General features: G+C 69.8%; 21 protein-coding genes. 8 read left to right on the forward strand and 13 right to left on the reverse strand.

What is annotated here, in order from left to right; all coding sequences use genetic code 11:
- Positions 1–24: 24 nt before the first annotated feature.
- A complete protein-coding gene (locus ACFV4K_RS17390) occupies positions 25–909 on the reverse strand; it encodes a helix-turn-helix domain-containing protein (protein ID WP_379275905.1) in 885 nt (294 codons plus the stop codon).
- A 171-nt stretch (positions 910–1,080) separates the two neighbouring features.
- Between ACFV4K_RS17390 and ACFV4K_RS17395 the strand changes: the two genes are divergently transcribed.
- The 4 genes from ACFV4K_RS17395 (at position 1,081) to ACFV4K_RS17410 (ending at position 2,667) form a co-directional block, all read left to right on the forward strand.
- Complete coding sequence (locus tag ACFV4K_RS17395) at positions 1,081–1,338, forward strand: hypothetical protein (protein WP_379275907.1); 258 nt, start codon at positions 1,081–1,083, stop codon at positions 1,336–1,338.
- 69 nt (positions 1,339–1,407) lie between these two features.
- Positions 1,408–1,629 carry a helix-turn-helix domain-containing protein gene (locus ACFV4K_RS17400; protein ID WP_147207290.1) on the forward strand — a complete coding sequence of 74 codons (222 nt, stop codon included), beginning with the start codon at positions 1,408–1,410 and terminating at the stop codon, positions 1,627–1,629.
- The gene (locus tag ACFV4K_RS17405; protein ID WP_379275909.1) at positions 1,629–2,219 is read left to right on the forward strand and encodes a Clp protease N-terminal domain-containing protein; all 591 of its coding nucleotides are present in this window, start codon (positions 1,629–1,631) and stop codon (positions 2,217–2,219) included. Before ACFV4K_RS17400 ends, ACFV4K_RS17405 begins: the two co-directional genes overlap by 1 nt.
- Positions 2,220–2,286: 67 nt before the next feature.
- Positions 2,287–2,667: a phage holin family protein gene (locus ACFV4K_RS17410; RefSeq protein WP_379275911.1), complete on the forward strand. Its 381-nt coding sequence runs from the start codon at positions 2,287–2,289 to the stop codon at positions 2,665–2,667.
- A gap of 23 nt (positions 2,668–2,690) precedes the next feature.
- On the opposite strand, the gene ACFV4K_RS17415 is transcribed toward ACFV4K_RS17410, so the two are convergent.
- Positions 2,691–3,560, reverse strand: coding sequence for a 1,4-dihydroxy-2-naphthoate polyprenyltransferase (locus tag ACFV4K_RS17415; RefSeq protein ID WP_379275913.1), 870 nt, complete (start codon positions 3,558–3,560; stop codon positions 2,691–2,693).
- Between the two features lie 319 nt (positions 3,561–3,879).
- On the opposite strand from ACFV4K_RS17415, the gene ACFV4K_RS17420 reads away from it, so the two are divergent.
- Positions 3,880–7,434 (forward strand): BTAD domain-containing putative transcriptional regulator, encoded by a 3,555-nt coding sequence (locus ACFV4K_RS17420; protein ID WP_379275915.1) that lies wholly within the window; start codon positions 3,880–3,882, stop codon positions 7,432–7,434.
- A 63-nt stretch (positions 7,435–7,497) separates the two neighbouring features.
- On the opposite strand, the gene ACFV4K_RS17425 is transcribed toward ACFV4K_RS17420, so the two are convergent.
- The 8 genes from ACFV4K_RS17425 to ACFV4K_RS17460 form a co-directional block, all read right to left on the reverse strand.
- Positions 7,498–8,337 (reverse strand): ABC transporter permease, encoded by an 840-nt coding sequence (locus tag ACFV4K_RS17425; protein ID WP_379275917.1) that lies wholly within the window; start codon positions 8,335–8,337, stop codon positions 7,498–7,500.
- Complete coding sequence (locus ACFV4K_RS17430) at positions 8,334–9,347, reverse strand: ATP-binding cassette domain-containing protein (protein ID WP_379275919.1); 1,014 nt, start codon at positions 9,345–9,347, stop codon at positions 8,334–8,336. Before ACFV4K_RS17430 ends, ACFV4K_RS17425 begins: the two co-directional genes overlap by 4 nt.
- 169 nt (positions 9,348–9,516) lie before the next feature.
- Positions 9,517–10,653, reverse strand: a complete 1,137-nt coding sequence (gene menE, locus ACFV4K_RS17435; protein ID WP_379275944.1) for an o-succinylbenzoate--CoA ligase — start codon at positions 10,651–10,653, stop codon at positions 9,517–9,519.
- Positions 10,654–10,711: 58 nt separating this feature from the next.
- Positions 10,712–11,089: a DUF3349 domain-containing protein gene (locus ACFV4K_RS17440; RefSeq protein WP_379275921.1), complete on the reverse strand. Its 378-nt coding sequence runs from the start codon at positions 11,087–11,089 to the stop codon at positions 10,712–10,714.
- A 25-nt stretch (positions 11,090–11,114) separates the two neighbouring features.
- Complete coding sequence (locus ACFV4K_RS17445; protein WP_379275923.1) at positions 11,115–11,384, reverse strand: hypothetical protein; 270 nt, start codon at positions 11,382–11,384, stop codon at positions 11,115–11,117.
- A gap of 9 nt (positions 11,385–11,393) precedes the next feature.
- Complete coding sequence (locus tag ACFV4K_RS17450) at positions 11,394–12,608, reverse strand: anion permease (RefSeq protein WP_379275925.1); 1,215 nt, start codon at positions 12,606–12,608, stop codon at positions 11,394–11,396.
- 91 nt (positions 12,609–12,699) lie between these two features.
- Positions 12,700–13,092, reverse strand: a complete 393-nt coding sequence (locus ACFV4K_RS17455; protein WP_379275927.1) for a VOC family protein — start codon at positions 13,090–13,092, stop codon at positions 12,700–12,702.
- Positions 13,093–13,165: 73 nt separating this feature from the next.
- Positions 13,166–14,059: a 1,4-dihydroxy-2-naphthoyl-CoA synthase gene (locus ACFV4K_RS17460; protein WP_379275929.1), complete on the reverse strand. Its 894-nt coding sequence runs from the start codon at positions 14,057–14,059 to the stop codon at positions 13,166–13,168.
- Positions 14,060–14,410: 351 nt separating this feature from the next.
- Here ACFV4K_RS17460 and ACFV4K_RS17465 point away from each other — a divergent pair, with 351 nt between their 5' ends.
- Positions 14,411–14,857: a DUF6918 family protein gene (locus ACFV4K_RS17465; protein WP_379275930.1), complete on the forward strand. Its 447-nt coding sequence runs from the start codon at positions 14,411–14,413 to the stop codon at positions 14,855–14,857.
- 98 nt (positions 14,858–14,955) lie between these two features.
- Here ACFV4K_RS17465 and ACFV4K_RS17470 read toward each other — a convergent pair whose 3' ends face one another.
- Positions 14,956–15,783 (reverse strand): siderophore-interacting protein, encoded by an 828-nt coding sequence (locus ACFV4K_RS17470; protein ID WP_379275932.1) that lies wholly within the window; start codon positions 15,781–15,783, stop codon positions 14,956–14,958.
- An 88-nt stretch (positions 15,784–15,871) separates the two neighbouring features.
- On the opposite strand from ACFV4K_RS17470, the gene menD reads away from it, so the two are divergent.
- Complete coding sequence (gene menD, locus ACFV4K_RS17475; RefSeq protein ID WP_379275934.1) at positions 15,872–17,506, forward strand: 2-succinyl-5-enolpyruvyl-6-hydroxy-3-cyclohexene-1-carboxylic-acid synthase; 1,635 nt, start codon at positions 15,872–15,874, stop codon at positions 17,504–17,506.
- On the opposite strand, the gene ACFV4K_RS17480 is transcribed toward menD, so the two are convergent.
- Both ACFV4K_RS17480 and ACFV4K_RS17485 read right to left on the reverse strand, forming a co-directional pair.
- Positions 17,503–17,712: a hypothetical protein gene (locus ACFV4K_RS17480; RefSeq protein WP_379275936.1), complete on the reverse strand. Its 210-nt coding sequence runs from the start codon at positions 17,710–17,712 to the stop codon at positions 17,503–17,505. The genes menD and ACFV4K_RS17480 overlap by 4 nt on opposite strands.
- Positions 17,713–17,847: 135 nt before the next feature.
- Positions 17,848–18,081: a hypothetical protein gene (locus ACFV4K_RS17485; RefSeq protein ID WP_379275937.1), complete on the reverse strand. Its 234-nt coding sequence runs from the start codon at positions 18,079–18,081 to the stop codon at positions 17,848–17,850.
- Between the two features lie 173 nt (positions 18,082–18,254).
- Between ACFV4K_RS17485 and ACFV4K_RS17490 the strand changes: the two genes are divergently transcribed.
- Positions 18,255–18,833: a TIGR03086 family metal-binding protein gene (locus ACFV4K_RS17490; protein WP_379275939.1), complete on the forward strand. Its 579-nt coding sequence runs from the start codon at positions 18,255–18,257 to the stop codon at positions 18,831–18,833.
- The last annotated feature ends 56 nt before the right edge of the window (positions 18,834–18,889 follow it).

The following is an 18,889-nucleotide window of genomic DNA, read 5'->3' on the forward strand; positions in this document are numbered from 1 at the left end:
GACAGGTCGGCCGATATCGGTTGGTCACCCACCGGCAAGTTTGCTATTGAGTTGCTGCAATGGGGTTGTGGGCATTGGATCCTTACCCGGCGCAACGTTTTTCGCACGTCTCGGCGGGGTAACGCCCCCCTCGGAAGCGTTAATAGCCCTTGACGTTTCGGGGCGCTGCCGCATGACCGGACGGGTCACCGCGGTGGGTCGATCGACCACCGTGCCGAGCACCAGCAGCCACGAATGCAACGTGGATTGGGTGCGCCACATATTGATCCGCATCTCGGTGATGGCCAGTGTGCGCGGATCCCGCACCAACTTGGTGAGATCTCCACGGTCGACCGCGACCATGTCGGAATGCCACAGCAGCGCGAAGTCCGGATCGGCCAGGCACTGCTCGAGGATCTCGGCGCCGCGCTCCTCCTCGCCGGTGCGGGCGAGCTGCATGCGGAAGCGGCCGACCGCCATGCGAACCTCGTTGTCCCAGTTCACCATGACGGTCCGGGAGATCGGATTGAAGAGCAGCCATTCCAGGTAGTTGGATCCGGCCGCCAGTTCCGGGAAGAACTCCTTGTGCGCGGCGTTGACGGCGACGATGTCCCACAGCCCGCTGATGTACGCGCCGATCGCGGGGTTGAGCAGATTCAGGTACTCCTGGTCGGTCGCGGTCGGCAGGTCGGGTTCGATGCTCGGCAGCGGGCCCTCGGCGAGCATGAGCGCGTACTCGAAGTCGACCGGCGTCAGCTCGAGTGCGGTCGCCAGGGATTCGATGACTCGTCGGGAGGGGTTGGCGCCGCCTTCGATCTTGGTCAGGTAGGGCACCGAGAGGTTGGCCAGCCAAGCCAGTTGGGGGCGCGTGAGATTCGCGGTGGTGCGGCGCCGGCGAATGTACTCGCCGAACGTAGGTACTCCATCCATTTATTTAGGCAGACCTTACTTGTATGGCCGTCAGTTACACGCGCGGTTGCCGACGGATACCCGTGTGGTCCCCGTTGGACGGGGGTCCGGGCGGTCCGTTCTGCTCCAATAGTTTGAAACAACAACAAATGGGGAGTCGAGTTGGGGCAGCAACCGCGGTCGGCCGGAGATGTGAATGTCACATTCGGGCCATGGGCGATCTCATCGGCGCGCGGCAGCGCCGTCACCACGCAGCGCGGCACGAAGATCAACGCCTGGGAGCCGTCCGCGTTCGGTCTCTACAAGGACCGGGACGGCGATCTGTGGGAGAAGGTGCCCGGCGGCTGGCGGCTGCGGCTGCAGAACGGCATCCCGACCGACCCTGACGAGCTGTGGGACTGGACCGACGGCTGCGTGCGCGACTACGCCCCCTTCGTCCCCTTCCGCTGACGGCGAACATCCCCTTCTTGATGTCAATTTTCGTTGACGCGCCGAGGGTGTCAACGTAAATTGACATGCATGAGTGAAGCAACGACTCTGGCGGCCGCCGCCGGCAGCCCCGACCCCCAGGTCGGGCTCCGCGCGGTGCTCGCACTGCGCCGGTTGCTCGAGCGACTCGAGGCCATCCAGGTCACCAATGCCCGCACCCAGGGCTGGTCCTGGCAGGCCATCGCCGACGCGCTCGAGGTCAGCCGACAGGCGGTCCACCAGAAGTACAACCGGAAGGGCGGTATCCGCTGATGTTCGAACGATTCGCCAAACCCGCCCGCACCGCGGTCGTCCTGGCCCAGGAGGAAGCGCGCGACCTGTGCTCCTCGACCATCGAGGTCGAGCACATGCTGCTCGGACTGCTGGTCTGCCCGGACGGCGGCCTGCGGGAAATCCTTGCGGCGCACGGCCTCACCGCCGACGACGTGCGAGAGACACTGGCCCGCAAGCGGACCGGGGAACCGCTCGGCGCCGAGGACGCGGAGGCCCTGCGCTCCATCGGCATCGATCTCGACGCCGTCCGGGAGAGTCTCGAGGCGACCTTCGGCGAGAACGCCCTCGACGAGGCGGCCGTTCCCGCCGAGGGATCGCGCTGGCGCAAGTACTGGGGGGCGGAAGGCGGCCCGCGCGGCCACATTCCCTTCACCTCGGACTCGAAGAAGATCGTGGAGCTGTCCCTGCGGGAGGCGTTGGCCCGCAAGGCCGACCGCATCGAGGCCGGGCACATGGTGCTGGCCGTGCTGCGCGCGCCCAACCCGGTCACCCGCCGCCTGCTCGGCGACGACGACGCGGTCCGCACCCTGCGGGACGCGGTGACCGGCTACCTGGATCGCGCGGCCTGACCGGTGTCGGCGTCCGGCCGGTACGCGATATCCGGCCGCCGCGCCGATCTCGCCCTACGATCGGGGCATGACGCTACTGATACGTCTGCTGATCAACGGGGTGGCCATCTGGCTGGCCTCCGTCTGGGTGACCGATATTCAGATCAAGACCCCAGAGGACACCACGCAGAGCAAGATCCTGGTGATCGCCGCCATCACGGTGGTATTCGCGATCGTGAACACGTTCGTGAAACCGATCGTCAAGCTGCTCTCGTTCCCGTTCATCGTGGTCTCGCTGGGTCTGTTCCTGCTGGTGATCAACGCGCTCATGCTGTGGCTGACCGCGAAGATCACCGAGACCACGGAGTACGGCCTGCGAGTGGACGGCTTCTGGGCCGCGGTGCTCGGCGGGCTCATCATCACGCTGGTGAACTGGGTGCTCGGCGTCCTGGTCCCCGACGAGGACTGAACACCGCGGACCGTCCGCGCGGGTCAGCCGATGGCCAGCGCGGCGCCCACCACGATCGACCAGACCAGCATCGCCTGACCGGTTCCGGCGAGGGCGGGAATCAGACCCGGCCCGTTCGCGCCGGACCGGACCGGCTCATTGGCCTTCACCGCCAGCGGCAGCGCGACCAGCGCGGCCAGTGTCCACGGACTGCGCCAGGCCAGCAGGGCCAGCGCCAGGAACGGGACCAGGATCAGCACCTGGTGCAGGGTGCGGGTGCGGGCGTCGCCCAGCCGCACGGCCAGGGTGAGCTTGCCCGACTCGGTGTCGGTGGGGATGTCGCGCAGATTATTGGTGACCAGCACCGCGCTGGAGAACGCGCCGACCGACACCGCGCACACCAGCCCCGCCCAGTCGACCCGCCCGGCCTGCACGAACTCGGTCCCCAGCACCGCCACCAGGCCGAAGAACACGAATACCGCGATCTCACCGAAGCCGCTGTACCCGTACGGGTTCCGGCCGCCGGTGTAGAACCAGGCCCCGGCCAGGCAGGCCGCGCCGACCAGGATCAGCCACCAGGCGGTGGTGAACACCAGCACCAGCCCGATGACCGCGCCGATCGTGAGGCAGGCGATGGCGGCATTGCGCACCGCGGCCGGGCCGGCGAGCTTGGAGCCGACCAGCCGCAGCGGGCCGACCCGCTCGTCATCGGTGCCACGAATGCCGTCGGAGTAGTCGTTGGCGTAGTTGACGCCGATGATGAGCGCCACCGAAAGCAGCAGGCACAGCACCGCTTTCCACCACACGAACCCGCCGATCGAGGCCGCGGCGCCGGTGCCCGCCAGCACCGGGGCGATGGCGTTCGGAAGGGTGCGCGGCCGCGCGCCCTCGATCCACTGTGCTGCTGTAGCCATGCACCGCAGCCTAATGCGAGGGGCGCGGGCCGTGCCCGCCCAGTTCGACAGCGGTGCGGCTCAGGCCTCGAGCTGGGCCAGGCCCTTCTCGAAGTCCTTGCCGCGAGCGCCTGAACCTGAGCGGGATCGGCCTTGATGACCGTTTCCTGCTGTACGTCGAATTCGGCAATGCCCAGAGCCTAGATATTGCCGCCCGCCGACGGCCGACCCTCGGCAAAACCGGTGGCCGCGAGTCCGGTCGCTCGGGTAAGCCGGTACCCGCGCTCGTGGCCCGGCGCGTCCGGCGGTGGCGGGATCGCTCACCTACGATTGGTTGGGAATGAATTCGGAAAAAGGCAGTTCGAGCAGCGCGGGCAGCGCGCGGGTGGCGGATGTGGGCGACTCGATCCTGGTGGCACTGCTGGGTGAGATCGCCCTGCGCCGCGACGGCGCGCTCACCGCTGTACCCGGAGCCCGGGCCCGGCTGCTGGTGGCGGCCCTGGCCGTGCACCCCGGCCGCAGCCGCAGCGCCCAGGCCCTGATCGACGAGGTGTGGGGCGATGATCCGCCGCGCGCGCCGATGAACGCCCTGCACACCCAGGTCTCGCGACTGCGTTCGGCGCTGCCCGACGGCTTGCTCGAGATCGGCCCGGCCGGCTACCGGCTCATGCTGACCGCCGACCAGGTCGACCTGAGCCTGGCGCAGTCCCTCGAAAGGCAAGCCCGCCAAGCCCATACCGCCGGTGACCACGCCGCCTGCCTGGAGCGGCTGGCCGCCGCCCGCGCCCTGTGGCGCGGCGAACCCGGCGCGGACCTGTCGCCCGGACCGGTCGCCGAGGACCTGGCCGCCCAGGCCGCGACCCGCCGCCGCGCCCTGGACACCCTGGAACTGACCGCCCGCGAGGCCATCGGCGACCTGCCCGCCGCCATCGAACTGGCCCAGCACGCCGTGGCCGCCGACCCGTTCGACGAGCCCGCGCACGCCGCCCTCATGCGCCTGCTGGCGACGGCGGGCCGCGTCAACGAGGCGCTCGACGTCTTCGCCACCCTGCGCACCCGTCTGGTCGACCAGCTCGGCGCGGACCCGGGCCCCGCGCTGGTGGCGCTGAACACCGCCATCCTGCGCGGCGAACCACTGCCCGGCGGACCGGATACGAGAATCATCGCGGTCCCCGGCTATTCGGACGATGACGGCGATCCGCCGGTCCAGGGCGGGGCGCCCAGCCCGGCGGGCCACGACCGCCTCGGTCGCCGGCACGGCAATGGCTCCGGGCAGATCGCGGTTCGCGCGCAGGAGGATTCGGGCTCGGCCTTCGCCGACACACCGGTGACCGCCGGACAGGTGCGTTCCCTGCGCCGGGTGCTGGGCGCGCAGCACGCCGCGGGCGCGCGGGAACCGGTGGGGGAGACCGCCATCGGCCTGCGGGTCGCGCCGAATCCCTTGCTGGGCCGCGAATCCGATCTGGAACGGCTCGAGCGGTTGGTCCGAACCTCCCGGGTGACCACCGTGCTCGGCCCGGGCGGCACCGGCAAGACCCGCGTCGCCAATGAGCTGGGCGCGCGCCTGTCCCACGACACCGCGGTGGCGCTGGTGGAATTGGCGTCGCTGCGCGCCGATCCGGCGGGCGCGGCCGACACCCGCGCCGAGATCGAGGTCGCCATCGCGGCCACCCTCGGCGTCACCGATGTGGGCCGGGAGAGCACTAAACTGCTCCAGCAGCGCGGCCGCGATATCGGTCTGCGGCTGCGGGAGGCGCTGGCGGTGCGGCCGACCCTGCTCATCCTGGACAACTGCGAGCACCTGATCGAGCCGGTGGCCGAACTGGTGGCGGATCTGGTTGGGGCCAGCGATCAGCTGACCGTGCTCACCACCAGTCGCGCGCCGCTGGAGATCACCGCCGAGGCGGTGTATCCGTTGCCGCCGTTGACGATCGACTCCGCCGGGTCGCCCGCGACCGAACTGTTCGAGGCCCGCGCCCGTTCGGTGCGCCCGTCGGTGCGGCTGGATCCCGAGGTGGTGGCCCGCCTCTGCCGGACGCTGGACGGTCTGCCGCTGGCCATCGAGCTGGCGGCGGCGCGGGTGCGCACCATGAGCGTGGAGGAGATCGAGTCCCGCCTCGATCACCGATTCACCTTGCTGCGCAGCGGTGATCGCAGTTCGCCGCAGCGGCACCGCACCCTGTACGCGGTGATCGAGTGGAGCTGGAATCTGCTCGACGAGCCGCAGCGCATCGCCCTGCGCCGGCTGTGCCGATTTCCTGCGGGGTTCACCCTCGCCGCGGCCGAGACAGTGCTGTCCGGACCCGAGATCGTCGATGTCCCCACGGCGGTCGACGGTCTGGTGAGCCAGTCCCTGCTGACGGTGCTGGAGGACGAACAGGGCGGCACCCGCTACCGGATGCTGGAAACGGTTCGGGAATTCGGCGACGAGCAACTCGCCCTCACCGGTGAGGCCGGTCCGTTGATGGACCGGATGTCGGAGTGGGCCAGGGCTTTCGCGGTGGAGACGGTGGCCGGTTATCAATCGCCCGAACAGATCTCCACCGTGCTGACCCTGTCCGATGAACAGGACAACCTGGTCGCGGTGCTGCGGCACGCCGTCGAGCGTCGGGACGCGGCTGTAGTTCACACGGTGTTCCCGGTGCTGGCCGGATTGTGGGTGCTGCGCGGCGCGCACATGGAGTTGATCAGCTGGTCGCGCCGGATCATGACGGTGCCGGCCCGCGTTCGCCCGCCGGTCGCCGCGGAGACCGATCTGCAGGTGCTGGGCAATCTGATGCTGGGCCTGCACATGCTGTTCGGCAACCCCGAGTTGCGCGAGGTGGCGACGGTCCGCAGTTGGATCCGCCGCACCCTGAGCTCCGGCGCTCCGATGAGCCCGGTGTTCCGTTTTCTCGGCGAACTGGTGACGCGGTCGTACACCACCATGCAGCTGGCCAGGCGGCTGGCCTACGGCACGCGGTCGAGTGATCAGCAGATCCAGGTCACGGCGTTGTTGTTGCGCGCCAACCTGTGTGAGAACAACGGCATCGTGTACGGCTCGATCCGCGACGCCGAGATCGCCATGCGCATCAATGCCGATCGTGATATCTGGAACTCGGCGATGACCTCCCAGCACCTGGGCAGCTTGCACGGCCAGTCGGGCCGGTACCCGGAGGCGGTCGGCTACTACCGCCGGACCGTCGAGCTCATGGAGGAGCTCCGGGCCTGGGACGAGAGCGTCGAGATGCGCAGCTATCTGGCCGTGGCGCTGGCAGGTTCCGGCGAACCGGCGGCGGCGCGGCGGGCATTGGAGCCGGTGTTGGGCTCCTACGGCGGCATTCCCGCGGTCGATGCCCCCGTGACCCAGCCGAATCACCGGCTGGCCGTGGTGGCGGCCGCGCTCGCGGAAATCGAACTCGTCGAAGGCGACACCGACACCGGGTTACGCCGGTTCCGGCAGGTGCTGCCCTTGCTGGACTGGCCGGAGAGCGTCACCGTGCCGGGCCCCGGCGACATGATCCTGGCCTCGGTGACCATCGACGCGCATCTCCTGCACGGCCGCGCGGACCTGGTCCGCCGGATGGCCGCCGAGTTGGCCGATATCGCGGTCCGCAAGCTGGGCCAGTACTGGGATCTGCCGCAGCTGGGTTCGGTGGCGTGCGCGGTCGGCAGTTTCCTGTTGGCCACCGGCTCGGAGGTCGATCGCGGTCTGGAGCTGCTGGCGTTGTCGCAGCGGGTCTTCGGTCGCCAGGACTATCCATCCATGCGCTGGACCCGGCACCTCGACCTGCACCGCTCGACACTGGGCGACGAGCGGCTGGACGCCGCGCTGCACGCGGTCGCGGGGCTGGGCCGCCGCAAGGCTGCCGAGCGCATCATCGAGCTCCTGGGCGAGCTCGACGGCGTGCTCTGATCCCGGACACACGAAAACGCCCGCCCACCGGCATCCGGTGGGCGGGCATGTCTTTCGAGCGGGTCAGGCGCGGCGCATGTAGGCCCGCACCGCGAGCGGCGCGAAGATCAGGATGACCACGACCGAGCCGATCAGCGACCAGGCCAGGTTCGAGCTGTAGACGTTGCCGTTCATCAGCTCGCGGGCGGACTCGACCATGTAGTACACGGGGTTGGCCTTGTTGATGCCCTGCAGCCAGCCGGGCATGGTGGACACCTGGGCGAAGGCGCCGGACATGAAGGTCAGCGGGAACATGATCATCATGGACATGCCCTGGACGGCGGGTGCGCTCTTGCCGGTGATGCCGATCAGCGCCCAGATCCAGCTGATCGCGAAGGAGCAGAACACCACGACCAGTCCGGCGACCACGACACCGGCCACGCCGCCGGCGGGACGGTAGCCGAGGATCAGGCCCATGCCGATGGTCAGCGTGGTGGCCAGCCCGTATCGGACCATATCGGCGATGAGCGCGCCGGCCAGCGCCGAGATGCGAGCGATGGGCAGGGATTTGAACCGGTCGAACACGCCCTTGTCCATGTCCTCGCGCAGCTGGGTGCCGGTGACGACGGAGGTCAGCACCACGGTCTGGACCAGGATGCCGGGGATCAGGATGGGCAGGTAGTCGTGCACGTTGCCGCCGATGGCGCCGCCGAAGATGTAGGCGAACAGGGCGGTGAACAGGATCGGCTGCACGGTGACGTCGAACAGCTGCTCGGGATTGTGCTTGATCTTGACGATCCCGCGGTAGGCCATGGTGAGCGAGTTCGCCACGGTCTGTCTGAACGGGATGTGGTTGGAGACTTCGGGAATGGGCGCGGCCGTGGCCGCGTGCCGCCCGGTGGGGGCGGTGAGAGTCGTGGTCATGCCGCGCTCCGTTCGGTGTCGTTGTCGGTCTCGTCCTCGGCGCCGTGTCCGGTGAGGGCGAAGAAGACCTCGTCCAGGCTGGGCTTGGCGACATTGATCTCGTCGATGCGGATGTCGCTCTCGCGCAACCGGATCAGGACGTCGGTGGTGATGGAGGGGTCGGGCAGGGGCGCGGTGATGCGGCCCGCCTCGGGGGTGATGGTGGCCTCGACCGCACGGCCCGCCGCGCGGGACAGGTACTCGCCCACCAGGATCCGGGCCTCGTCGATGCGGTCGCGGTCGGCGAGGGTGAGTTGCAGGGTGGACAGGCCGACCGAGGACTTGAGCTGGTCGGAGGTGCCGTCGGCGATGACCTTGCCGCGGTCGATGACCGCGATCCGGTCGGCGAGCTGATCGGCCTCGTCCAGGTACTGCGTGGTGAGCAGCACCGTGGAGCCCTCGCGCACCAGGCGCCGGATGGTGTCCCACATCTGGGCGCGGGTGCGCGGGTCCAGGCCGGTGGTCGGCTCGTCGAGGAACAGCAGCGGCGGCCGGGCGATCAGGCTGGCGGCCAGGTCGAGGCGCCGCCGCATGCCGCCGGAGAAGTTCTCCAGCGCCTTGTCGGAGGCCTCGGTGAGGCCGAATTCCTCGAGCAGTTCGGCGGACTTGCGCCGCGACTCGGCCCGGGACAGGCCGAGCAGCCGCGAGAAGATCACCAGATTCTCGGTGGCCGTGAGCTTTTCGTCGACGGACGCGTACTGGCCGGTCACGCCGATCAGGGAGCGGACCGCGGTCGGTTCGGCCACCACGTCGCGGCCGAAGATGCGGGCGCTGCCGCCGTCCGGGCGGAGCAGGGTGGCGAGCATGCGGATGGTCGTGGTCTTGCCGGCCCCGTTCGGGCCCAGCACGCCGTAGACGGCCCCCCGCGGCACCGCGAGACTGACGCCGTCGACGGCCCGCTGCTCCCCGAAGACCTTGACCAGGCCGTCCGCCTCGATGGCGAGCGTCTCAGCAGGTGTGTAAGAAGTCATGGCTACACCTTGCGGACCGCGCCTTGCACCCCGCTTGCACGGCGATTGCACGCGCACGCAAGGGCGTCGCGAGCCGACGCAAGCGCCGCTTGCATGGGGTCCCGGGGGTGCCCTGAGCAGCGAAAAGGCCCGTCCATCGGCGGATGGGCGGGCCCGGATCGATCGAGCGTCAGTTGGGTGAGGCGGCCAGCAGGAGCTGGCGGAGCGCGGCGCGGTCGGGCTTGCCGGGCCCACGCAGCGGCAGTTCGTCGAGCACCGCCAGCTCGCGCGGGGCGGCGATGGCGTCGAGCTCGGCGACCACGTGGTCGCGCAGTTCGTCGAGGGTGGGGGCGATCGCGCCGGGGGCCGGGACGATGGCGGTGGCCACCCGCTGGCCGAGCCGGTCGTCGGGCAGGCCGAGGACCACGCATTCGGAGACCGCGGGGTGGGTGATCAGCACGGCCTCGACGACCTGCGGGATGACCAGCAGCCCGCCGGTCATGATGGCCTCGTCGAGGCGGCCGGTGATGGTGAGCACGCCGTCCTCGACGAATCCCGCGTCCTCGGTGCGGAACCAGCCGGTTTCGGCGAAGGCGGGGTGGTCGGGGATATTGCGGTAGCCCTTGGCGATCATGTCGCCGCCGAGCAGCACCCGCCCGTCCTCGATGCGTACCTCGGTGCCCGTCAGCGGTACTCCCTCGTACACACACCCGCCGCAGGTCTCGCTCATGCCGTAGGTGCGGAAGACGGTGATGCCGGCGGCGCGGGCGCGGTCCAGCACGGGTTTCGGGGTGGCGGCCCCGCCGACCAGCACGCCGTCGAGTCCGGCCAGGGCGGCGGTGGCGGCGGGTTCGTCGAGGGCCTTGATCAGCTGGGTGGGGACCAGGGAGGTGTAGCGGCGGGGGCCGCGCATGCCGGCGATCGCGCCGACCAGGGCCTCGGGCAGGAAGCCGCCGGAGACGTCGAGCACGGTCGGTTCGGTTCCGGCCAGAATGCTGCGCAGCAGCACCTGGATCCCCGCGATGTGATGGGTGGGCAGCGCCAGCAGCCACTGTCCGGGACCGCCCAGGCGCTCGTGGGTGGCGTCGCCGCTGGCCCGCAGATTCGCGGCGCTGAGCATGGCGCCCTTGGGGTTTCCGGTGGTGCCGGAGGTGGTGACCACCAGGGCCACTTCCTCGTCGATGGCCTCGCCGGGCCGCAGGCTGGAACTCAGGCGGTGGGTCTCGCGGCGGTCGGCGGTGGGGACGGGCAGCCAGGCCGGGCCGTTGCCCTCCAAGGCCTCTCGCAGATGCGGCAATACTTCTCCCACCGCTGCGCCGGTGGGCATGGGAAGGATTCGGAGGGTATTGCTCACGGTCGCGATCGTGTCATTCCGTCTAGTGCGGTCAGTCGGACGTCGGTGTCGCCAGCGGCCAACCACCGGCTGCGAGCCGGGAGGCCACCCGAGCGATATCGTCCTCGCCGGGCTGCTCCTTGGCAACTCGGGCGATGGCCGCCTCGATATCGGCGCGCTCGATGTCCTCGCGATCCATATCCGGGGTCGCGACCCGGTCCCGGACCAGTCGCTCCACCACCAGGTGCACTTCGTACTCGGTGAGCCGCCGGTGCAGGACGGCCAGCAACGCCACGTAATCGGACTGCGGGATGCCCTGCGGATATCCGGCTTTGAGCCAGTCCAGCACCTTCTGCAGCACGTTCTGCCGCGGCGGCGCGGCGGGGGCCGGGTCGGCGACGGGCGGGGTCGGCTGTTCGGGGGTACTCACGAGCGTGCCTTTCGATGAGGCGGCGTCACGCGCCGAGCAGGTGAATTCCGAGTCGGGTGGCGAGGAAGCCGCGTGCGATGAAGAGCACACCGACCACCACCGCGATCATGACCACCGCGAAGCAGAGGGTGGAGGCGACCAGCGCGGCGGTGCGGGTGGCCCCGGTCGCGCCGTCGTCCACGCGGGCGCGGCAGCGGATGCCGACGGCGAAGACGGTGGGCAGCCCGGCCCCGAAGAGCATGGCGGCCAGCACGACTCGCCACAGGTCGGAGAGGTTGGAGAGCAGGGTGTGCATCGCGGTCTCCTAGCCGATTCCGACGGTGTCGTCATTGCGCTCGGGCTGCGCGGACGCGGGCGCCGCGGGGGCGGCCGGAGCGGGCGCGCCCTCCCAGTCGGCGGTGACGTTGTGCGAGTTGACCACCGCGCGCTTGGAGCGGTACCAGATCAGCGCGGCCATGGCGATCAGCAGCCCGAACACCGCCAGCACGCCGACCGTGCCGCCGATGCCGTGCAGGATGGCCCAGCAGATCGCGCCGACCACACCGGCCAGCGGCAAGGTCAGCACCCAGGCGACCACCATGCGGCCGAGCACGTTCCAGCGCACCTCCGCGCCGGGCCGTCCGATCCCGGAGCCGAGGATGGATCCGGTCACCACCTGTGTGGTGGACAGCGGCAGGCCGAAGTGGGCCGAGGTGAGAATGATCGCCGCACTGGTGGATTCGGCGGCGAAGCCTTGCGGCGGCGCGATGTCGACCAGGCCCTTGCCCAGGGTGCGGATGATGCGCCAGCCGCCCAGGCAGGTGCCCGCGGCCATGGCGACGGCGCACGACACGATGACCCACAGCGGCAGCGGATCGGTGGCCTTGGCCGAACCGTGCGCGATCAGCGCCAGGAAGATGATGCCCATGGTCTTCTGCGCGTCATTGGTGCCGTGCGCGAGCGAGACCAGCGAGGAGGTGCCGATCTGTCCCCAGCGGAAACCGCGGGACACGGTCTTCTCGTTGCTGCCGCGGGTGATCCGGTACACCAGCCAGGAGGCGGCCGAGGCGACCAGCGCGGCCACGACGGGGGAGAGCACCGCCGGGATGATGATCTTGGCGATGACGCCCTTGCTGCCCGCGGTCCAGATCACGCCGTGCAGGCCCAGGGCCGCCAGGGTCGAGCCGATGATGCCGCCGAACAGGGCGTGCGAGGAACTGGACGGCAAACCCAACAGCCAGGTGAACAGATTCCACAGAATGCCGCCGACCAGACCCGCGAAGACGATGTCGAGCAGGGCCCGCCCGCTCACCTCCGACAGGTCGACGATGCCCGAGGCCACCGTCGCCGCGACGGCCACGCTGAGGAAAGCCCCGATGAGATTCAGCGCCCCGGACAGGAGTACGGCGGTACGCGGCCGCAACGCCCCGGTGGCGATGGAGGTAGCCATCGCGTTCGCGGTGTCATGGAATCCGTTGGTGAAGTCGAACGCCAAGGCTGTGCAAACAACGATCAGCAGAACGAGCAGTTCGGCAGACACACCGATCAGTTTGCGTCATGGTCTTTACGGTCTGTTAACCGGTGCCCCGGACGTGTTTCACAGTTACCTTCGTGCTAAGGCCCGCCGGGCCTCAGTCGTCGCCCCGGATGTCCCGCCGGATCGGATGATCCGCCGGGATCTCCACGAGCACCAGCGGCACGCCGTCGGGGTCGCGCAGCCACATCTCGATCAGCCCCCAGGGTTCGCGCACGGGCGCGCGGTCGATGGCGATCCCGCGCAGCGCGAGTTCCGCGGCGGCGTCGTCGCAGTCGCGCACCTGCAACCAGATCGCCCCCGCGAACCCGCTGGGCGCGTCGCCCGCGCGCCCGTGCCCGGCCACCTCGAGCAGTCCCTGCCCGGCGAAGAAGACCGTCCCGCCCGGATACTCGCGAGCGATGGCCAGCCCCAGCGCATCCCGATAGAAGGCCAGGGTTCGCTGGTAATCGTTCGGCCGGAGAATGACCCGACTGCTCAGTATCTCCATGAGTGCAGCATGACAGCTTGTCGTTTGCCGCACCCGAAGGTTCGGGGGCGAAGGGCCCGCGAGTTCCGGAGCGTCAGAAGTAGTAGGGGTACGGCGTCCAGTCCGGGTCGCGCTTCTCGAGGAACGCGTCACGGCCCTCGACCGCCTCGTCGGTCATGTAGGCCAGACGCGTGGCCTCGCCCGCGAACAGCTGCTGACCGACCAGTCCGTCGTCCTGAAGGTTGAACGCGTACTTCAGCATCCGGATGGCCTGCGGTGACTTGCCCAGGATGTCGGCCGTCCACTCCAGCGCGACGTCCTCCAGCCGCTCATGATCCACGACGGCGTTGACCGCGCCCATGGCGTGCATCTCCTCGGCGGTGTACGGCCGCCCCAGGAAGAAGATCTCGCGAGCGAACTTCTGTCCCACCATCTTCGCCAGGTAGGCGCTGCCGTAGCCCCCGTCGAAGCTGCCCACGTCGGCGTCGGTCTGCTTGAACCGGGCGTGCTCGCGGGAAGCGAGGGTGAGGTCGCAGACCACGTGCAGGCTGTGCCCGCCGCCCGCGGCCCAGCCGTTGACCAGGGCGATGACCACCTTGGGCATGAAGCGGATGAGCCGCTGCACCTCGAGGATGTGCAGGCGTCCGGCGCGGGCGGCGTCCACGGTGTCGGCGGTCTCGCCGGAGGCGTACTGGTAGCCGCTGCGGCCGCGGATGCGCTGGTCGCCGCCGGAGCAGAAGGCCCAGCCGCCGTCCTTGGGGCTGGGACCGTTGCCGGTGAGCAGGACCGCGCCGACGTCGGAGGTCATCCGGGCGTGGTCGAGGGCGCGGTAGAGCTCGTCGACGGTGTGCGGCCGGAAGGCGTTGCGGACTTCGGGGCGATCGAAGGCGATCCGGACCGTGCCCTGCTCGACGTGCCGGTGGTACGTGATGTCGGTGAGGTTCTCGAATCCCGGAACGGGCCGCCACAGCGTCGCATTGAAGGTCACGGGAGTGAACATACTGTTCCGGTTCGCGCCGTGGTGAAGACCCACCGCAGTTCGGCGCGGTGTTTCGCAGGTCACCCGGAATTGCGGCAGCGGAATTCGGCCATCCGACAAGGGCGCTGATCGTTAGCCGATGGACCGTCCGAAGGCCAAAGCGGTCACTTGTTACCCGTGGGGAAATGAACGACCGGGGAACAGTCGCCGAAAGTGAAACGCTGCCAATCGATTGCGGGTGCTTTACAGTGCTGTTGCTGCTGTGGCAGTAGCAGCGCATTGGCATCGTGTGCGCGGGGACACCGGTGCGTATAGTTGCGTGCGCTCGTTCATCGAAAAACTATCCGGAGGAACCTGAAAGTGGTTGCAGCACTGTCTGAATCCCTGCTCGATGACGCCAAGCGTCCCGCCTTCATCGCGGATGCGGAGAAGGTTCTGGACGAGGAGGTGTCGGACAAGGGCGGCGCGTCGGGCCTCGTCGTCAAGGGCGGCTACGCCGCGATCAAGAAGGTCAGCCCCTCGATCGTGGGCGACGCGCTGGAGTCCTTCGTGCCCAAGTTCGTCGAGCAGCTCGAGCCGTACTGGGCCGAGTACCAGAACGGCGGCACGGGTTCGTTCGCCGACCTGCTGGTGTCCAAGCAGGACGAGGTCGCCGACGCGCTCCTGTCGGTCACCGACGCGCGGGCCGAGTCGTCGTCACGTCCGGCGCTGACCAAGGTCTACAACTCGATGCGGTCGTCGGCGAAGAAGCATGTCGCCGAGGCGCTTCCGCGTCTGGGTGAGCTGGTTCAGCGTCACGCTGGCTAATCAACTGACCGGTTCGCGGCCCGGCGAGGGGCCGCGAACGGGGTCCGTGTGAGGTCATGTGCGAATGCCCGCGAGGTGGTTCGGGGGCACTCGCGACTTCATCCCTGGGACTTGCCGACCCGCCAGTAGCCGGTGAAGGTGATGTCCGCCTTCGGGATCGCGCGCTCCTGCGCGAGATGCCGCCGCACGCCGGCGGCCAACTTCTGCTCGCCCGCCACGAAGGCGTAGACGCCGGTGCCGGGAATCTCGGCCTGCCGCACCGCCTCCGCGGCCAGCACCCCGACCTCGCCGTGCGCGTCGGTGCGGACCAGCCAGTTCACGGTGACGCCCGCGGGTTCGCCCAGTTCCTGCTTGTCCCCGTCGGACGGGATCTCGATATAGGCCGCGCCCTTCGCCTCGCGCGGCAGCGAGCGCAGCACGCCCGCGATGCCGGGCAGCGCGCTCTCGTCGCCGACCAGCAGCGTCCACTCGCAGTGATCGGGGGCCTGGTAGGTGATGCCCTCGTCCAGCAGTCCGGCCTTGCAGCCCGGGGTGACGGTGTTCGCCCAGGCCGAGGCGGGGGTGTCGTCGCCGTGGATGGCGAAGTCGATGTCGATCTCGGCGGTGCTGCCGAATTCGCCGAATCCGGCGGCCCGGTAGTCGCGGACGGTGTAGTTGCGGGCCAGCGGCCGGTGTTCCTTGCCCATCATCAGGTACTGCGCGTACCAGCCGAGGTTGGTGGCCGAGGTGGGCAGGCGCAGGTCGCCGTCGCGGCCGGGCATGAAGAGCCGGAACCACTGGTCGAAGCCCATGGCGGTGAAGCTCGCCAGGCCCGGTCCGCCCAGGGTGACCCGCACGAAGTGCGGGCTGATCCGTTTGCTGGCCAGTACTTCGACGGTGAGGATTTCCCGGTGTTCGGGCTTGACATGCTTGCTGCGCTTCGCCATCCGATTAGGTTAGCAAACCCTAACTTTTCGGAATAGGTGTGATCGGGCCGACGCAGCGCCGGGCCGGGCTGTCTGAGAGGCTGGAGGCGTGAATCCATCGACAGCACAGGCGCACGTCGTCGTCGACGAGCTCGCGCGCGGCGGAGTGCGAGACGTGGTCCTGTGCCCGGGATCGCGAAACGCACCGCTGGCCTTCGCCTTACAGGCCGCTGACCAGGCCGGGAAGATTCGGCTGCACATGCGCATCGACGAGCGCAGCGCCGGATTCCTCGCCGTCGGCCTGGCCGTGGCGAGCGGTCGCCCGGTGCCCGTCGTCATGACCTCCGGCACCGCCGTCGCCAATCTCGGGCCCGCCGTGCTCGAGGCCAACTACGCCCGCGTCCCGCTGATCGTGCTCAGCGCCAACCGGCCCTACGAGATGCTCGGCACCGGCGCGAACCAGACGGTCGAGCAGTTCGGTCTGTTCGGTAGCCAGGTGCGCGCCGCCATCAGCCTCGGCCTGGCCGAGGACGAACCCGGCGCCGAGCTCTACCCGAAGCAGAACAGTGTGTGGCGCTCGGCGGTGTGCCGGGTGCTGGCCGCCGCCCGCGGTACCCGCTCCGGCAATGCCGGACCCGTGCACTTCGACATCCCGCTGCGCGAACCGCTGGTCCCGGACCTGGCCGCCGGCGACTCGCTGCCCGCCGGCCGGGAGGGCGAACAGCCCTGGACCGCAACCCAATACGCGACCCTGGACGTGCCGCTCGACATCGACCTGACCTCGGACACCGTGGTCATCTCCGGTCACGGCGCGGGCCACCGTCCAGAACTCGCGGCGCTGCCGACCGTGGCCGAGCCGACCGCGCCCATGCACGGCCCCGCCCTGCACCCGCTGGCCCTGCCGCTGCTGCGGCCGAGGCAGGCCATCATCACCGGGCGGCCGACCCTGCACCGGCAGGTGTCCAAGGTCCTCGCCGACCCGGAGGTCACGGTGTTCGCGCTGACCACGGGCCCGCGCTGGCCCGATGTGTCCGGCAATGTGGTGGGCACCGGCACCCGCGCGGTGACGCACGGCGCGCCCCGGCCGGAATGGCTGGAGCTGTGCCGGGAGCTGAACGAGAAGGCCGTGTCGGTGGTGCGGGCCGAGCTGGCCGGACACCCGAAGCCGACCGGGCTGCACGTCGCGGCGGTGGTGCTCGGCGCCCTGCACGACGGCGACCAGCTGCTGCTCGGCGCGTCCAATCCGGTGCGCGACGCGGCCCTGGTCGCGCACCCGCGCCCCGGCATCCGGGTGCTGTCCAATCGCGGCGTGGCCGGCATCGACGGCACCGTCTCGGCGGCGGTCGGCGCGGCGCTCACCCATCCCGGCCGCACCATCGCGCTGATGGGCGACCTGACCTTCCTGCACGACGCGTCCGGCCTGCTCATCGGCCCGGGCGAGCCGCGGCCGGAGGATCTCACCATCGTGGTCGCCAATGACGACGGCGGCGGCATCTTCGAACTGCTCGAACAGGGCGACCCGCAGTACGCGGGCGTGTTCGAGCGGGTCTTCGGCACCCCGCACGGCATGGATCTGGCGGCGTTGTGCGCCGCCTACCGGATTCCGCACCGCCAGGTCGACCCGTCCCAGCTGGCCGACGAGCTGACCGGGCGCGCGCACGGCATCCGCGTGCTCGAGGTCGCGACCGAACGGTCGAGCCTGCGGGAACTGCACGCCACCGTGCGCGCGGGAGTGTCGAACTAGCCCTGCGGTTCGTCGTAGTCGTCGTCGACCGGGACCGGAATCGACTGCTCGACGAGATCGCCCTCGGACGCGGTCCAGCCCGCGTCGTCGGCGGGCACCTGGGTGATCTCGGAATCGGATTCGAGATCGGACTCGTCGTCGGGGACAGCGGGAATGTGCTGTTCGACGTAGTCTGCCTCGGGCACCGCGTCGGTTCGATCGGTCATCGCTGGCTCCTCTCTGCCGGATATGGGCCGTGCAGTCGGGCCTCACGGCGGGCCGTGGGATCGATCACGGTGGGCCGTGGGATCGATACAGTCGAGCATCCCCCCGCGCACCCCCGATCGGCAACCGCCCCGGTGTCACTCGCCGGGCAGCGCACCGTCATCGGCGGGATGCTCGACCAGCGCGAGCACCCGCCCGGCCATGAACCGGGCCGTGCGGACCGGTCCGCCGGTTCTCGTCACCTCGGTGACTTCGACAATGCCCCGCGCGATGCGCGTCTCGATCCGCCGCCCGGCCCTGGTGGCCACGATTTCGTAGTTCCGAGACCCGTCGCCGGTGTCGACGACGATCTCCACACGATCACCCTTCATCTATCAATTCTCCTCCCCACCAGCGCTTTTCGCCGCTGATCGCACCTAACGAACCGGTTGCGACGCGGCGGTGCAAGCACATTCGCGCGCCCGGCGATGAATTCCGCGGCCCCGCCCCGTCCTAATGACAGACCGGGCCGCACCGGCGGTTCGGCATGCCTCCGGGAGGAACCATGACCACTCCGGAATTCGATCTGGAAGCCGCCGCGGGTGGGCTGGAGGCGGTGGTCGCCGCCGTCTCCGACGCCGACCTCGAGCGCCGCACGCCGTCCGGCATCGGCGTTCGCGACATGCTGGTCCACGTCCTCGGCTTCACCGAGGGCTTCCGGCAGGGCGCCACCAAGGAGATGATCGGCCGCTCGCAGCCGCCCGAACCCGGTGTCGGGACCCTGCCCGAGGACTGGCGCGACCGCATTCCCGCGCAGTTGAAGGCGCTGGTGGCGGCCTGGCGCGAACCGGCCGCGTGGTCGGGGGAGACCGAGGTCGGCGGCGTCCTCGCCCCCGCGCGGACGATGGCCGAGTTCGCGCTGGACGAGCTGATCGTGCACGGCTGGGACCTGGCCCGCGCGACGGCGCGTCCCTACGAGCCGGCCGACGCGGATCTCGCGGTGCTGCTGGGCATGCTGCGCGACACCCCGCGGGAGGGCATCCCGGGACTCTTCGGACCCGTGGTCGACATTCCGGCCGAGGCGCCGCTGCTGGACCGCGTCCTGGGACTGACCGGCCGCGATCCGGCCTGGACCCGGGGCTGATCGAGGCTCGGAGCCGGGGGGGGGGGGCGGGGGCGGGGGGGGCCCCCCCCCCCCCC

It is taken from the genome of Nocardia sp. NPDC059764, assembly GCF_042732555.1.
Classification (GTDB): Bacteria; Actinomycetota; Actinomycetes; order Mycobacteriales; family Mycobacteriaceae; genus Nocardia.